The organism is Pontibacter sp. LHS2 (assembly GCF_058932845.1).
Window position 1 is genome coordinate 1,225,194 of the sequence record NZ_JBZYWG010000001.1, and the last position, 16,718, is coordinate 1,241,911.

Here is a 16,718-nt window from a genome sequence, read left to right on the forward strand (position 1 = left end):
CTTCAATACAATGGTACACTACTTATTATCCAGCGCATTATCCTCTTAGAACCCAAGCGGCTCTATCTGGCTTTTACTGTTATCTTCACATTCACCTCCTGGTAATCATTAGCATGAACGCCCACGTCGCCTCGCGGGTACACCCGATAGGTATAGGTATCTTCTCCTACAAAATTCTTTTTCGGGCGGTAGATAAGGACCTCGTTTTTCACGCCTTCCCAATAATTCATCACCTGCATGGTGCCGCTATTTGGTCCCCAAAACTTGACGGTCCAGCTTTCGTTGGGGTAATAGCAAATAACATCGTTCAGGAAAATCCGGATTTCTTTCGGGGTGTTTCTTGTGGTCTCCAGTATATCTTCCACCAGTATTGTCTCGCAGTCATTGGGGTCGCTGAACTGCGGGGCCTCGACGACAAACCGTATGGTAGCGGTTTTACAGACGCCTCCACTGCAAACTTCATAAGTAGCACTGTCCAGTCCAACATACCCTGGCTTGGGCTTATAGCCCATGATATCCGGATTGTCGTTGGCGTAGTTAGGATAAAGCTCGCCGTGTACGGGCTGGTTGTAGGTTATTTTATCATAAACGGCTACGGTATCATTCACAGCGCTATACACCCTGCTGTCTTTGGTGTTATAGACATACAGCAAATCGTCGTTGAGCTTGAAATTGGTAAAGTAAATGGGCGCCACGTCCTCGTACACCTGCTCACAACCCCAAAGCGACAACAGGCCAGCAACCAGCGCCAGCGTAAAGGTTTTGCGGAGATTCATATCGTATTTCATCGTGTCATTATTAGCTTCTGTGGGTAAGACAGGAGGCGTTTCAGAAGCGTTGCCCGACTATGAAAATAAAAGTATGAAATTAAGTTTTTGGTTGTTGGTGTGGGATGAGGATGCTAACAAAATAGTTTGAAGTTACCAATACTTCATAAGCAAGCTTTATGATTGTCTGATTACTATAGGTATGCGAAAATGGAAGGCTTTAAGAATTCAGATAGATAAGGAAATTACTATATTGTCGGAATGAAAAAGAAAAGTCCTGCCGTTATACCTTCTGCCCTTCCTGCATATCTGAAGAGATTTGTCAAATTAAGGCAGGGCGTAACCAAGTATGGTAAAGCACCACATAAGCCAGTTCTATTGCTCACGCTCATCGAGCTATTTGAAAAAGCTGGACTGACTGATAACAAGGTCTACATATCACCAGAACTAGTAGCGCAGTTTAAAGAGACATTTGCTCTGCTTGTAAGAACGGCCCATACCTCTGACTTTTCATTACCTTTTTACCATTTAGCTGCAGAAGGTTTCTGGCATGTAAAAACAAAGCTAGGTCCCCTACTACAGGTCCATATCAGGAGCATTCATACATTGAGTGAAGTGGTTGACTTCGGTTATTTTTCTGATGAGCTCTATCAACTTCTACAAGACTCAGATTCACGGAATATTTTAAAAATTGCGCTGCTCGACCATTATTTCCCGGACACGAAGGCTGAATATGTTAAAACTAAACAAGGAGGCTACATCCAGAACCTGCAGAGCTACCTACTCAACGAAAGTCCGACAAGCTATACCTTGGCTTTGAACGAAACAGACGAGGAAGAGCAATTTATACGGGGTGGAATGTTTAAAAAACTTGTACCGCAGGTATACAACCACACCTGTTGCATTTCTGGTATGCGGCTGGTTTCCAACCACGGATTTTCTATGATCGATGCTTGCCACATCGTGCCATTCAGTTTAAGCAAGGACGACAAAATCAACAATGGATTAGCTCTCTGTCCCAACCTTCACCGGGCTTTTGATCGTGGCCTGATCTCCGTAGATGAAAAGCTCAAAGTGCTGGTATCAGACGCAATAGCAGAAGACCTGACAAATGCTTATGCACTTCTACACCTTAATGGTAAGCCGCTATCCCTGCCTTTTGGAGCAAAGCATTATCCAAACACATCTAATCTAGCCTGGCATCGGGAACATGTGTTTAAGAGATAATGAAAGAGTCAAATTTAGTTTTGGAAGCTGTAGGTACTAAAAAGGACTTTACTACTTAAGTAAGTAAAAAGCACGAGCTAAAAACTCGCACTAAATGGGTGTAATTTTCTTTATAAATTTTAAACTCTACAAATCCCACACTCTTATTTTAGACTTTAAGTTATTATTTATTTTGTCCTTCAGAATTATCTATTGGATTCTGCTCCATAAGCATTTCTGCTACTATACTATCTATATCAAGATCTGGCTGTCCTTGACGTGAGTAATAGTATGAAAACCTTGCTGTTATATCCTTCATAAAAGAAGATGACACACTAGCTACTATATTATATTTACTTTCTTCCTTATTAACTGGGAATGAGTGAATATCTTGGAAGTCAATAAATTTTGCCTTCAGATGTAAATATGGTGGTAAAAAATGATATTGATTTGAAGTGTTTCTGACTTTTGCAATAAGCGGTGATAATTTATTAGATCTACTTTCACTTGTCAGTGCTGGGAATCTATCATCTATCTTATTCCAGTCTACTAATTTCGATGCAATGAATTTAGTAGCGTTTGTTTCGAATTTGCCAGGCACTTTTTTGTTTTCACGAATAACCATATCGCAAGATGGAGTCAGGACAATATAAAGTTCTCCATCTTCATCGATAATGTCCCCTGTAAATATATTTTCATCAATTGATGGGAATATATAAACTTCTGATGCATCATGTTTTTCAAAACCACCTGCATCAGTTCTATAAAGAGTTTCGATTAAGTGAAACACAGTATATCTTAACAAGACTTTCTCAATATCCTCATTGGATGTTGAGTTTTTCAACCAATAATCCATACTATGGATAAGGTGCTTCCAGAATATCTGACTAAGATGAGCCTCAATTAGCCCCTTTCCTCCTAATATTTTCGTTATCCCAGTACTGTTTATACGAAGAATTTGCTCCAGCAATTTATTGAAGTGTACATCATCCCTTGAGTGTACTTCTAAGAAAACACTTTTAGAGAACTTAGAAGCTAGTAAATGAGTGTTACCAGAATACACGAATACAGGAAATCTGCGCTTACCTATTATTTGTTGAATCACTTCATTCCCACTTTCTTCCGATGCAGCACCTTTTTCTAGAATTAAATCAACTATAGCCGCATCAAAATGCTGGTTAGATTCTAAAAGTCTATTAGCCTCTTCTAAATCCTTCGCATGGTGTACATTAATTTTTACTTCCTTTTCTTCTTCAAAGACCTCTATTGTTTTGTAATGGTTTCTAAGATTGTCTACTTGATCTTCTACAATTAGTAGTTCAATAGTTTTCATTTAGGCTTGATTTGTATATGTGCTCCTGATTTACTAAATATTGCTTCTAATGAATAGTTATTTCTAGTCATAGCCTCACCAGCTATAGCTAAACCAAGCCCAGACCCATTCGATTTTGTTGTAAAACCAGGAACAAATATGGCTCCGCTCTCCACGTATTTTTCCTCAATCCCAGGCCCATTGTCTTTGAAGTCAACCAATACCCCATTATTTAGTATTGTTACATCAATTCTTATCTCCCTATTTTGACTTGATGATTGACTTAGCCAATGAATACTGTTTTCAACTAAGTTTGTGAATGTTATATAGAAATCACTTTCCCATGCCAATAGATCCAATGTTGAATCACAACTTGTCAAAAAGCTTATATTATGTTTCGACAATTGCTCTTCAAAAACTCTAGCGACATTATTTAAAAGCTTATAGAGGTTAAACTTAGTTTTGACATCTCTTCTTCTAGCTGCCAACGGATCAATTTTGGCAAATAGATTTGTCAGAATTTTCGCGTTTACATCAATCTCCTTTAACTCGTCAATTACTTTGTCTATAATCTTTTGATCATAATCTTTTGCAAGTTTGTTTGACCAAGAACTCATGTAGTAACTAAGATTCTTAAAATATCCAACAGGTTTTCTTCCTTCATGTAAAACAACATCTACTATTTTTCCCAATGTAGCCTGACCTTGATATATCGCTATAGTCTCTCTCAGAACAGTAGCAGCTTTTTGATTCTCCTCCTCCTTTTTTGTAATAATGCTATCAATTCTAGACTTGCTTTCATCTTTCAAACCTGATTTTTCTAACTCTTGGAACAACTCAGTCTTGAATAAAGTCATATCAGAAAACACGTCTAGAGCTTTTTCAACACTATTTTGTTTTCTCCCTTTACCAGTTTTGTACCTAAAGTCAAATCGTCTACTCTCCAGCAGGTTTAATATTTTTTGATTTATCTCAACTAAGCCAAAGTAATAGTTACTTTCACGTAAACCATCACGCGCACTCTTTTCTTCTAGATGAGAAATATCTTCTGATTCTATATTAATAAATCCGATAACCTGATCGCTACCAACCCTCAATGATGGGTTCTGAACTCTTAACTTATCAAGAAGTAACCAATCATATCCAGGATCTCCATGTGGTCTTATCCTAAACCCATTTCTGTATATCCCTATACCGCTATAAGAATTAAGTAGTATCCTAGCTTCCCTTCTTCCTAATGGTTCGCCACTTACCGGGTCTTTCAAACCTCTGTTTATCAAACTTTGTATTGCTTCTGGATCTCGATCAAAAACTCTGAAATCAACAGAAATTGGCCCAGGATAATCATTTTCGTCCTTAATGTTGATTGTTAAATTAATTGATTCAGAAGCTATTCCTATGACTGATTTATTCTCGAAAAGAAGGGATGCATCTCCTTTTTGTGAGATAATACCTGAAATACGATAGTCAAATAAGTCTACTAGTGGAAAGGGTTCTATTTCTTCCGTATAATTTTGATATTTACCTTTAGTGAAGTTTTCAAATTTTATTACAATGGAAAATTTGTCTTCATCAGCATATTGTTCAGTTGGAGATTTTAATCTCTTGAGTTCAGAGATTAAAAGATCGATTTGGTTTTCACCCCAATTTTCTAAATACTCTTTTTTGCCTGTAATCTCCAAATATGTTCCTGATCGTCGAGTTGTTTGGAAATTTTCAATTAGAACTGGAACATCAGATAAATAGTCATATTCTAAAAACTTATTCCAGTCTATATAAATAGTTGTTTTTCCACCATCAGGTGTTATTGTATCAAGTAAAAGCTCATTACCCAGAAGTGATACTGCATATCTGCCAATCCCTTTCTTACCTTGTACTTTTCTTCCTCCAGGACTTGTCCTACCAACTTTATCATCGGTAGAAGGAACCATCCACTTTTCTGTAACTGTAAAGAAGTTCATTCCATGGCCATCATCTTCTACAATGATTCTTATACCGTGCTTCTTTTCATTTTTTTCATCTAAGTAGTCATTTAGCTTAAATGTTATAGTTATGTTGGTAGAATCAGCATCATAAGCATTTTTGACCAATTCAATTACAGCTGCATAAGCATCCTTAATAAGATCACGCCCAATAGTTAAGATGTGCCTTCCAGCAGGTCGTATATAGTACTCACCACCCTGAATTCTTTGTTCAGTTGATTCCATTTTGTTCCAGTAAGTTGTGAATTCCGACAGCTATAGCATCAGCCATTAGAGGAGGTACAGCATTGCCTATCTGTTTGAAAGCTGACGTTCGGGAGCCCTCGAAGAAATAATCATCAGGGAAAGACTGCAATCTGGCAGCTTCCCTTATAGTTAAAGATCTCAATTGGTTCACATCCGGATGAATGTAATAGTGACCATCCTTCGCTATATGTGCTACTACAGTTTGTGAAGCAGTTACATCCTGTGCTACAACCTTGAAGCGATCAGCGAATGAATTTTTATTTCTGTGAAATGACAAATTATCCGGTATATCAACATACTTCAAACGTTGTTGCTTATTATTCCAAAGCTCAATAGCCAGTTGATAAATTTGTAGATCTTCTTCTCTATGTGGCCTAGCAATATGTTGTGTGAGTACTGGACAACCGTTTCGTATGTGGCTTCGCTGCAAGTATGGCGTAACAGGGTTTATATATGGTCCAGTATAATTTTCACCTGGCGCCAAGGCTGGAAGGTCCTGCAATAGTTCTGAAACTTGGTGAAATTGCACCGTTTGCCAAAGTTTAGGGTATTGCAATGGCTGTTGTCCTTCACGTCTCCAACCAATGATTATTAAGCGTTTCCGGTTTTGCAGAACACCAAAGCTAGAAGCATTCTGCTCACGTATTTCAAAGTCATATCCTGACTTGTCAATTATCCTGCTGATATTCTCCAACATCACACCTTTACCAGCAGTTAATAGCCCTTTCACATTTTCGAAAACGAACATTCGGGGCTGGTACCTGCGTAAAAATTGTGCATAGTACTTATAAAGATAATTCCGGGGATCGCCTTTCATTTTATCTTTACTTCTGGAACGGCCTATAACTGAGTATGCTTGGCATGGAGGACCACCAATGATGACATCCACTTCCTGATCTTCCTCCGGAAGTTGCGCGATGCGTGCATCTATCTGATCAAATATCCCTTCAATAGTGTCTTCGCCAATTGCTTGGTTAATTACTGAGTTAATCTCTTCTTCAGGTATATGCGCATATAATTCGTCACGCGTAATTTCCCTCCGAAGATAAGAATAGTAAATTTCAAGGTTGTTCTGTTTCCGAAGGTGATAATAAGCAAGCCTAGTCTTTAGAGTAAAGCAGGCATCAGCATCCATCTCCACATGGGCTATAGGGTTAAATTCGTTACGAATAAAACCCTCTGACAAGCCGCCGGCTCCTGCAAAAAGGTCAATGTAATTCATTGGCGCTAGTTACCTATTTTACGCCTAACTTAATATATTCAGAAACATATTTAACTGTATTTTTTAATATTTTTTTCCCAATTCAAGCCATTATATCGTTAAAAATCTCAAATCCAAAACTTTAAGTGATTCTGTGGCTTTTATACCTCTATCTGTATCGCCGGCAACTTTACCCTGACGCCTTTCGCCACTTTTTTGAAATACCGTAGTTTCAGCAACCTTTAAGGTCGTGCCAGAACCATCCATTACGAATGGCTAAGATTCATTCCCTAATTCTAAATGATTTAATTTTTTTTAATTACTAAAAAACATCTTAAATTTTTAATATTAAATAGACAGTTATGAGTATATTTTACAGTGGCTGCATGAAATATGACCATCTGCATGTCAAGTTGCAGCAGAAGCACGAGCGAATAGTCTAGAAAATATTACCTTTATATTATACCAATTGACGCCAAAACCGAATCTTCAGAGGCGGGTATAGAGATTTGTAATACCCCTCCCTATCTTTGACTCCCATGCAAATCATCGACAAACTCGCCTGGATCGAAATCCAGGACGGTAAAATACTGAGCACCCGCAGCAAGGGCAGGACCAAATACTATTTTCCAGGTGGGAAACGGGAACTGGGAGAAAGTGATTTTGAAGCTTTGGCGCGGGAAATAAGCGAGGAGCTTAGCGTCACACTAATCGAAGCTAGCACACAATTCCTGGGTATATTTCAGGCGCAGGCCGACAGCCATCCCGATGGGGTACAGGTACAGATGACCTGCTATACCGGCGCATACACGGGCACTATCACTGCAGCCAGTGAAATAGAAGAAGTGGTGTGGCTGACCTATCAGGACAGAGAGGCCGTGTCGCCCGTTGACCAGATCATCTTCGATTGGCTAAAAGAACGGAAGCTTATCCGGTAACCTACACCAGTTTCTAAAACTTAACACACCAGATACCACTTCCCACCCGCAATCCCGTAAATTTGCGGTATGCTGCAGGAGCTGAGACAATTTTTCAAGACTACCGATTTTGTAAAGGCGCTGGTGATCACCTTTGGTGCCGCTGTGCCTCTTTCACTGGGGTTATGGCTTGGGCAGGTGCCTTACTTTTTGAGCGTCACCATGGGCGTTGTGCTGGCTTCGGGAAGCGATGTGCCGGGTAGCAGGCAGCATAAGACCGTCGGCATCCTCGTTTCGGCAGCCATTGCCATGCTCGCCAGTATCGCCATCGGCCTGGCCTCGGGTAGTCTATACCTGCTGCTGCCTGTACTGGCTGTCGTGGTGTTCGCCATCTCCTTTATTTCCGTGTATGGCTTCCGGGCTTCGCTGGTATCTTTTGCCGGACTGATGGCCATCGTGCTGAGCTTTATACATGCGCACACAGGCGCTGATATTTTTATACATGGCTTGCTGATGGGGGCCGGTGGTCTCTGGGCGCTGCTGCTTTCGCTTGTTTTTCATTCGCTGCTGCAAAGGCGCCAAACCGAAAACCTTTTGATTGACTGTCTTCGGCAGACAGCCCACTACATACAGCTGCGCGCCAAACTGGCCACCGAGACCCAGGACCAGGAGACGCTCCAGAAAGAACTCTACAACCTGCAGGTCAAACTAAACGAAACGCACGAGGCTTTGCGCGAGGTGCTCCTGCACGAAAGGCAAAGCTCGGGCACTTCCAACTACCACCGCAAGCAGCTCCTGATCTTTATCGACCTGATCGACATCCTGGAATTATCACTGGCCAACCCGGCCAATTACGAACGTGCCCGAGCACTGTTTGGCCACTCCGTCCGGGTATTGCTGCCTTTCATTAAACTGGTTTATGAGTTGTCGGCTAAGCTGGACAACCTGGCCGATAGTATGCAGCAGGGACGTGCCTTGTCAACTGAGCATGAACTGGAGCCCCTGCTGGAAAAGTGCAACGACAGCATCCGGCAGTATGTGGAAGAACTGAAACTGCCCCAGGCCCGGGAGGGTGCGCTCCTGCTCCACAACCTGCTGGACTATGAAGAAAAACTGCTGCAAAAGATCACCTCTATCGAGCGGGTATACCTGAACCTGGAGGAACAGCAAAGCATTGGTCTGCAAAGCAGGGAGAGCCGGCAGTTCATCACCCAGCAGGACTATGATCTGCGGATCTTACGGGATAACCTCTCCCCGGAATCCCCCATCTTTAAGCATGCCGGCCGGCTGACGATTGCCATGCTGTTGGGTTACGTACTGGGCATCATCTTCCCGATACAAAATGCTTACTGGATCCTGCTCACGATCGTGGTGATCCTGAGGCCCGGCTATACCCTGACCAAGGAGCGGTCGAAGCACAGACTTTATGGTACCTTGCTGGGTGCCGTGATCGCAGGCCTCGTGGTACTCCTGGTGCAGAATGTATACCTGTATGGCGTGCTGGCCCTGGTGTCGCTGATCCTCTCATTTGCTTTTATCCAGCGAAACTACCGCACCTCCTCTATTTTCGTGACCACAGGCGTCATCTTTATCTATGCCCTCATCACGCCGGATGCCTTCGACGCGATCCAGTTCAGGGTGATCGATACCCTGACCGGAGCAGCCATTGCCCTGGGGGCGATCTCCTTTTTGTGGCCTGCGTGGGAGTCGCTGAGCATCAAAAACAACATAGTGAAGGCCCTGAACGCCAACCGCAGCTACCTGGCCGAGATAGACAAGTATAGCCAGCAAAAATCTCAGAATACGACGGCCTACAAGCTTGCCAGAAAAGAAGCATTCCTGCAGATGGGTAACCTGAACGCGGCGTTCCAACGGATGAGCCAGGAGCCGAAGTCCGCACAACAGCAACTGATGCAAATCTACGAGATCGTCGGCCTGAACCATACCTTTCTGGCTGCTGCGGCTGCGCTGGGCACCTTTATCCGGGACAACCAGACGGAAGCAGCTTCAGAGGACCTGCACCTGATCATCAAATCGATAGACGCTAACCTGGTGCAGGCACTCCAAACCCTGCAGGAAGAGGCGCAGGCAGAAGAAGTTCTGAAACAGGAGTTGGTGGAGGCATACGACCACCTGGAGGGCAGGTATAACGAGCTGGTAGCCATCCGTACCCGCGAACTGGCCGGTGCCACCTACAAGCCCATCGCCCCCGGCTTTCTGAAGAACCTGAAGGAGGCCCGCCTGATCTCGGATCAGCTGAAGTGGCTGCACACCATCTCCGGTAATCTGAAGAAAGCAGTAGAGGAACTGGCCTGACAAGCGTATACGATCCGCTATACCTCTGCAGATAGGCGCGGTATTTCATACACATTTCCCCTATCTTGCGTTTAATTACGCTTAGCACAACATACCACTATGCCACATCAACCCCACTACTCTCCCATGGCCCGGCAATTGTTCGGACAGTTCCTGGACAAGGAAATAGACCGTGATACCCTGATCGGTCGTTTGCAGGAAATGGAATTGCAACTACAGGCAGATGCCGAGGATGAGAATGAAGAGGTAGACGAAAGTAGCTTGTCGTTACGCATCCGTATTTTCGGGGGTGATACAGAAGGTATGAGCATCCGGGAAATAGAGCAGGACCTGCAGGACCTCTCCCACCCCAACGCCCGTATCCTGATGCAGGGCATCGCCTTTGGTCTGGCGGAAGATGAACTGGAAGTGCATTACGAATAAAAAAATACCGTATATTTAGACAAATCTTAATCCCTATACCTATGGCAAAGTCACAAGACGCAAAAAAGGACGTAAAGAAAAAGCCAGCCAAAACTCCAAAGGAAAAGCAGGCGGCCAAACTCGAAAAGAAAAAGAAAAGCTACGACTAACCTATAAGCCCTGCCCTACCTGGCAGGTATACCCTACCATATTATGAAAAGCAGCAGCCACACCGGTTGCTGCTTTTTGTTTTGCTCATTGGCGGGTAAGTCAGGCAAGTCTATTTTTGCTATAACAACAGGCATATTATTATGCTGATTTATTATACAAATAGCAGACAACCTGTATATTTGCGTCTATCTATACCTAGCTGAAGTTTATCTGCCCACCAGCCTATGAAGCAAATTTTACATCTCCTGCTCGGGATCATCCCGTTCCTTTTCTTTGCCTGCGACTACAGCCCTTCGGGGAGTCATTTTGAGGAGATAGCCCCTATAACCAATGTAGAAGGCGATCTAAACCTGCATGACGCTGAGGATACCATCTATGTACAGTATGTAAGGCAACTTTCATTTAATGTGGCCATGCCCGGCCGCACCTATTATGGCTATCAGCTAAGCTTTAACAATAAAGTTGTTGCGCAGGGTACAGAATGGCAAGGCGCTTATATACTCGATACGAAAGATTTTAAGGATGGCTTCTACCCCTTACAGCTGTCTGTCCTTACCAGTTCTGCGAGTGGCAGTTTAGCTGACAAGCGCGGCGAAGAGGGACTTGTGGTATACCGCAACTGGGTGGTACAGATTGATCGCTCACAACCCAACCCATCTGCCATTACGAATATCGCGCCGCAAGACGGCCATTTGCAGATAACCTGGGAACCTACTACGCATAAAGGTTTTTGGAAATACGAACTGGTCCGTTATTATGATGGCAACATGGACTATGTAGCCTCCTCCAGCGAACGTAACATCACCTCCTTCCCGGATAAGAGGTATGTAGGCGGAAATGTGTCTTACCAGGTGATTACCTACACAAAAGGTGGCCCGCTAACCAATGGTCCTACCAGGAGTTATAATTACCCGGTACCACACATATTATCTACCACTTTCGACGGGAACCGTAACCTGACAATCACTCACAGCTCTACTCCTTTCTATAACAACTTATTACAATACCGTCTGGTCAATAACTCTTCCTATCTAAGTGAAACGACCAATGTAAACGACACCGTGTTTGTCATGCGTGACGTACCTTTTGGGATAGGCGGCTTTGCACTGTCACTTAGAACATTCCCTAAGAATATGAATAATTTCTCACTGTCGTCTTCAAAGCTCATGGTACCAATACATGATGCGGCATGGGGTCCACAACCGGCCGACAAAATAGTGCGTCGGCCAGCTACAAACCATTTTTATTTCTTCGGAGACGAACAGCTCAAAGTGATCGATGCTACAACACTTCAGGTAAAACAGATACGTAACATACAACACCAGCAACTGGCAAGAGATTTAACGACACAAACGGTTATTTCAGAAAATGGGCAGTACCTGTATACGTTCCTGGACAATGTGATCCACAAGCTGCACCCCACCTCCTTACAGACCCAGGAAACAACTACGCTGGCGCGTCTGCTGCCTGATGTAAACTATGAAAACGTTAGCCTGCAGGTAAGTAACAACAACAGGCTCCTGATTGAGGCCAACAGTCCTTCAACAGGCCATGACACAGTTTACGTGGTGGATATGAACCAGAAAAAAGTGATCCATAAACAGATGGCAGCTTATTACCCAAACCGTTCCTCGATCAGCTCCGATGGAAAAACCATTTCGGTGAATGAACAACTCTACATCGAGGGAAGCGCCGGTAAATGGAAATTACAATCGCTGCTATCAGGCAACGCAGCGCATGTGGTATACCATCCTACCTTGCCTCTCTTTAGCATTCAAAGCGGTCGGTACTTGCAATTCTATTCTACCATAACCGGGGATTGGGTGAAGACCATCACGACGGAAGAAGAAATGGAGGCCAGTAGTTATTACATAGACAGTGCTTCCGGTTACCTCTGCGGCGTGGGCGCCACGGGATCGCCACTGTATGTCTATAATTTTGACACCGGGCAACTTGTACGAAAGCAGCATGTGGCAGGCCCTGTCTTTGTCTACAAGAACCGTATCTATTCATCCAATCACTACATACCGCTCTAGGCCCCATGTATCACCTGAAAAAACTAGTATTGTGCGGCCTGGGAATGTTTTTCTTTGCTGGCACCACCTCCGCGCAGACAAAGCTATCGGTTGAACCACGTGTCGGGTATGGCACCTTTCAGATGAATGCGATGAAAGATTACCAGCAGGTGCTCATTCAAAAATCTGAAGTGAACGCTCAAGCTACCGACTCATTCGGCCCTTACCTGGTATATGGCATAAGTGTCCTGCATGGACTAAGTGACAAAACCAGCATCAATCTCTTTTTAGAGCATGGCTCTACCGGTGGGCGTGTGCATTATGAAGACTATTCTGGTAAGTTGCAGTATGACTTTCTGTTACGTTACAGGTCGCTGGGGATGGGAATTTTCACTAAGTCAAATATACGTGGAAGTAGGACTCAGTTCGTGCAGGGACTTGAGATGAGCCTGATCTATAGTCGTATGTTACTGGAAGAAAGCGGCCAGGTTTATGAACGGGTTTATAGTGGAGAAACAACGTATCGCGCTACGGGCTTTGGTGTTAAGCCTTACTTTGGACTGGAACGCAGTATACTGTCATTACCGACACGACTGACAGTTGGTTATCAGTTAAGCGGAAGTGGCACCTATTTTACGCCCGGCAACAAGGGAACCTATCCTGCCAGTTTAAAAGAGAAAGACCTTAAACCAAATTGGAGTGGTTTCCGCATCAGTCTGGGAGTTACAATCCCAGTTATACGCTAGCGCACTCAGCGATGCTGTTCAAACCTATTAGCAGGCAAAGCTTGCTGTAGTACTTTGATCTCTTCAACCGATAATAGTGCACTTTTACTAGCTTGAAGCGCTTGGTTAAGCTGTTCACTTGTGCGTATACCCAGCACCGCCGCCGTGACAGCCGGGTGGTTCAGGCTATACCTGACCGCTACCTCGGCTGCTATGAGTTCTGTACCGGCCACATTCTGAATAGCGTTAGCTGCCTGCTGCACTTCCTCCAAGGTATAGCCGAGGTAAGGCTTGGCAGGTTTACCGGCCAGCAAGCCTTGCGCCAGACTGCCCCGTGCCAGTACGCCAATACCTTTTTGCTGCAGCAACTCTAACACTGATTCCTCCGGCCGTCGGTCTAGCAGACTGTACTGCATCATCACGCTCACGATGTTGGAGCGCTTCACATACTCCCGTATCACGTTGGGCCGGATGGATGAAATGCCATAATGCCGGATCTTGCCCTGATGCCTGAGTAGTTCAAAAGCCTCAATGGTTTCATCAATTGGATCGTCGATGGTGCCGCCATGTAGCTGGTAGAGGTCAATATAGTCAGTCTGCAAGCGCTTCAAACTTTTCTCCACAGCCTCCAGAATGTAGCTTTTAGAAGGATTCCAGTCCCACCCGCTGCCGTCGGGATGCCACTGGTTGCCAACCTTCGTTGCGATGATCACCTGCTCCCGCATACCTGCAAATGCTTTCCCGACCGTTTCTTCGTTAGCCCCTTTATCATAGAGGTCAGCTGTGTCAAAGAAGTTGATGCCCTGATCCTGTGCCCGATGCAGGAGCTGTTCGTTGGCTGCGTAATCACTTCCCAACGACATACACCCAAAGGCGATTTCACTTATGCGAAGGTCCGATTTCCCGAGCTGCCTGTAGTTCATGATGATGCTTTTTGCGTGACGTAATAGCTATAGCGGGTTTCGAAGGAGAAGGTTGGGGGTAGTTGGGTAAGTATGTGAGTTGAGCAGTTGTTAATGTGAGTTGCTAGAATAATCATCGTTCTTTTGCTAAAAGAATTTTGGGCCTTAAAAAAGGATCTCTGCCATTAGTACTTGTAAGTTTCTGGTGCATGATTAACGCACCCCTGCCTCTCTTTTTAAAGGGCCTTTACCCCTATAGGAGAAACCAGAGAACAATTGTCATCCCCCTACCCCCTTTAAAGGGGGACTTGAGCCATTACCATCCACAGGTATAAGCCTTGTAGTGACTGGAGCAAACCTCTGGCATGAATAACAAGATTAACTTGCCCCTTGAACAATGAAACAGATCACATAAGCCAGGTGCACTTTGCGGCGCTCCACTGTTGGGGGTGAAGGGGTCCCCCTGTCAAGAGCGTTCAGCGAGTGAGGGTAGGGGCCCTCGATTTGGAGCGTCTTGATTTTTTTGCTTACTGGGGGTAGGGCCCTCGATTTTTGTGTCAAGACAAAAAGTAAGGCCCGCCCGGCCAGGGCAAGCTATAAAACAAGGCAAGTTGACAACCACAACATCTGCTACTACACCAGTTACCCCCCTCCAAGCTCCACTACAACTCGTATCTCACTCTAACCACATATAACAAAATCACATGTTTATTGGTTAAAACACCCTATCTTCAATATAGGTAATAACTAATTTTCCAGAATAAAACGTAAGTTTATACCACCAACACAAACACTAAATCTAACATGAGTCAAGTAACCATAAACAGCCTGGAGGAACTGGAATCATACCAGGGAAAAGAACTGGGTGTCTCCGAGTACCACACCATCACCCAAGACCAGATCAACAAATTTGCCGATGCGACCCTTGATCACCAATGGATTCATCTGGACGAAAAGCGCGCAACAACAGAGACGCCTTTCCGCTCAACGATCGCACACGGTTACCTGACAGTATCCTTATTGCCTTACCTGTGGGGGCAGATCGTGAAGATCGGGAATGTGAAAATGCAGGTGAACTACGAAATAGAAAGTTTGCGCTTCAACCAGGCCGTTTCCGTAAACAGCGGTGTGCGGCTGCGTGCCAAAATGCTATCCGTTAAAAACCTGCGTGGCATCGCCAAGACACAAATTGAAGTAACCCTCGAAATTGAGAACAGCCGCAAACCGGCCTATACCGGCGTGGTGACTTTCCTGTATCATTTTAACGATTAACCTATCTCTGAACAGGCAATTGAGTTAAACAGCTTATGAGTCAATTAGCAGTAGAAAAGCTTCGCGCATCCTTTCCAGCCTTACAGGAGTCGGGTGATAAAAAACCATTCATCTATTTCGATGGGCCTGGCGGCACCCAGATGGCACAACAAGCCATTGACGGTATGCTCGCTTACATCACGGGTGGTATGGCTAACCTTCACGGCGCCTTCCCAACCAGCATAGGTACAGACAACCTGCTCCTGGAAGGTCGCAAAGCGATAGCGGACCTACTGCATTGCGCTCCCGAAGAAGTAGCCTTCGGACAGAACATGACGACGCTAGCCTTCAGCATCGCCCGCAGCCTCGGCAGCTTTATTTCGGCTGGCGACGAACTGGTCGTGACGGAGATGGACCACCGCGCCAACGTAGATCCATGGGTGACACTGGCCAAGGACAAAGGCGCACAGGTGAAGTTTCTGGAGCTAAACCCGGAAACCTATACTCTAAACCTGGATAAGCTCGACGAACTGATCACAGATAAAACAAAACTGGTCGCGGTCGGGATGTCATCGAACGTGACGGGGACGGTGACTGATGTAAGGCGGGTGATTGCAAGGGCGAAAGAGGTGAATGCGATCGTGATAGTCGATGCTGTACATGCCGTGCCGCACCTGCCCATCGACTTTCAGGAACTAGGCTGCGACATCCTGTTTTGCTCTGCCTATAAGTTTTTCGGACCACACATCGGTATTGCTGTAATCGCAACTTCCCTCTTCGAGAAACTACAGGTATACAAGCTGGCCCCGGCCCCACAGCAGATTCCGGACAAGTTGGAAACGGGTACACAAAACCACGAAGCCATTGCCGGCCTGATCGGGGCGATCACGTTCATTGAGGAGCTCGGTGAGGGAAACAATAGAAGAGAACGCCTGGTATCAGGTATGCAGCGTATCGAAGAGCACGAGCAGCAATTAACAGCCCGTATGGATAATTTCCTGCGCCAGGTACCTGGACTGAAGCTATACCGTGCGGCAGAAGGCACCTATAAAACCCCAACTTTTGCTTTCACCTTACCCGGCATAAAGGCCCGTGAGGTGAGTAGCTGGTTTGCTGAGCACTATAACATGTGTGTTGCCGACGGCCATTTTTACGCTTCCACCCTGGCCGACAAACTAGGCGTAAACCCCATGGGCGGATGGGTTCGCATTGGCTTGGCGCCTTACAATACGATGGAAGAAGTGGAGCTGTTTGAGAAAGCCCTACTGGAGTATATAGAAAAGCATTAGAAATTGACCTTTAAGA

Annotated in this window: 13 protein-coding genes; 8 read left to right on the forward strand and 5 right to left on the reverse strand. The window is 44.8% G+C overall.

Features of this window, described 5'->3' with window-relative positions; genetic code table 11:
• Positions 1–62 precede the first annotated feature (62 nt).
• A complete protein-coding gene (locus AC5FX6_RS05310; RefSeq protein ID WP_493595979.1) occupies positions 63–776 on the reverse strand; it encodes a hypothetical protein in 714 nt (237 codons plus the stop codon).
• Between the two features lie 252 nt (positions 777–1,028).
• Here AC5FX6_RS05310 and AC5FX6_RS05315 point away from each other — a divergent pair, with 252 nt between their 5' ends.
• Positions 1,029–1,994 carry an HNH endonuclease gene (locus AC5FX6_RS05315; RefSeq protein ID WP_493595980.1) on the forward strand — a complete coding sequence of 322 codons (966 nt, stop codon included), beginning with the start codon at positions 1,029–1,031 and terminating at the stop codon, positions 1,992–1,994.
• Positions 1,995–2,157: 163 nt separating this feature from the next.
• Here AC5FX6_RS05315 and AC5FX6_RS05320 read toward each other — a convergent pair whose 3' ends face one another.
• Genes AC5FX6_RS05320 through AC5FX6_RS05330 form a run of 3 tightly spaced genes read right to left on the reverse strand, consistent with a single transcriptional unit; the run spans position 2,158 to position 6,735 of the window.
• Positions 2,158–3,306 (reverse strand): response regulator, encoded by a 1,149-nt coding sequence (locus tag AC5FX6_RS05320; protein WP_493595981.1) that lies wholly within the window; start codon positions 3,304–3,306, stop codon positions 2,158–2,160.
• On the reverse strand, positions 3,303–5,492 hold the full coding sequence (locus AC5FX6_RS05325; protein ID WP_493595982.1) for an ATP-binding protein: 2,190 nt from the start codon (positions 5,490–5,492) through the stop codon (positions 3,303–3,305). The genes AC5FX6_RS05320 and AC5FX6_RS05325 overlap by 4 nt, the downstream gene beginning before the upstream one ends.
• Positions 5,479–6,735 carry a DNA cytosine methyltransferase gene (locus AC5FX6_RS05330; RefSeq protein ID WP_493595983.1) on the reverse strand — a complete coding sequence of 419 codons (1,257 nt, stop codon included), beginning with the start codon at positions 6,733–6,735 and terminating at the stop codon, positions 5,479–5,481. Before AC5FX6_RS05330 ends, AC5FX6_RS05325 begins: the two co-directional genes overlap by 14 nt.
• A 518-nt stretch (positions 6,736–7,253) precedes the next feature.
• Here AC5FX6_RS05330 and AC5FX6_RS05335 point away from each other — a divergent pair.
• The 5 genes from AC5FX6_RS05335 to AC5FX6_RS05355 all read left to right on the forward strand — a co-directional run bounded on the left by AC5FX6_RS05335 (position 7,254) and on the right by AC5FX6_RS05355 (position 13,281).
• Complete coding sequence (locus tag AC5FX6_RS05335) at positions 7,254–7,652, forward strand: NUDIX hydrolase (protein ID WP_493595984.1); 399 nt, start codon at positions 7,254–7,256, stop codon at positions 7,650–7,652.
• A gap of 69 nt (positions 7,653–7,721) precedes the next feature.
• Positions 7,722–9,947, forward strand: a complete 2,226-nt coding sequence (locus AC5FX6_RS05340; protein WP_493595985.1) for an FUSC family protein — start codon at positions 7,722–7,724, stop codon at positions 9,945–9,947.
• Between the two features lie 99 nt (positions 9,948–10,046).
• Positions 10,047–10,370, forward strand: coding sequence for a hypothetical protein (locus AC5FX6_RS05345; protein WP_493595986.1), 324 nt, complete (start codon positions 10,047–10,049; stop codon positions 10,368–10,370).
• Between the two features lie 374 nt (positions 10,371–10,744).
• Positions 10,745–12,556 carry a hypothetical protein gene (locus AC5FX6_RS05350; protein ID WP_493595987.1) on the forward strand — a complete coding sequence of 604 codons (1,812 nt, stop codon included), beginning with the start codon at positions 10,745–10,747 and terminating at the stop codon, positions 12,554–12,556.
• Positions 12,557–12,561: 5 nt separating this feature from the next.
• Complete coding sequence (locus AC5FX6_RS05355; protein WP_493595988.1) at positions 12,562–13,281, forward strand: hypothetical protein; 720 nt, start codon at positions 12,562–12,564, stop codon at positions 13,279–13,281.
• 5 nt (positions 13,282–13,286) lie between these two features.
• On the opposite strand, the gene AC5FX6_RS05360 is transcribed toward AC5FX6_RS05355, so the two are convergent.
• On the reverse strand, positions 13,287–14,183 hold the full coding sequence (locus AC5FX6_RS05360) for an aldo/keto reductase (protein WP_493595989.1): 897 nt from the start codon (positions 14,181–14,183) through the stop codon (positions 13,287–13,289).
• Between the two features lie 783 nt (positions 14,184–14,966).
• Between AC5FX6_RS05360 and AC5FX6_RS05365 the strand changes: the two genes are divergently transcribed.
• Together AC5FX6_RS05365 and AC5FX6_RS05370 are read left to right on the forward strand one after the other, a co-directional pair.
• Complete coding sequence (locus AC5FX6_RS05365) at positions 14,967–15,434, forward strand: MaoC family dehydratase (protein ID WP_493595990.1); 468 nt, start codon at positions 14,967–14,969, stop codon at positions 15,432–15,434.
• A gap of 35 nt (positions 15,435–15,469) precedes the next feature.
• Positions 15,470–16,702 carry a cysteine desulfurase-like protein gene (locus tag AC5FX6_RS05370; protein ID WP_493595991.1) on the forward strand — a complete coding sequence of 411 codons (1,233 nt, stop codon included), beginning with the start codon at positions 15,470–15,472 and terminating at the stop codon, positions 16,700–16,702.
• The last annotated feature ends 16 nt before the right edge of the window (positions 16,703–16,718 follow it).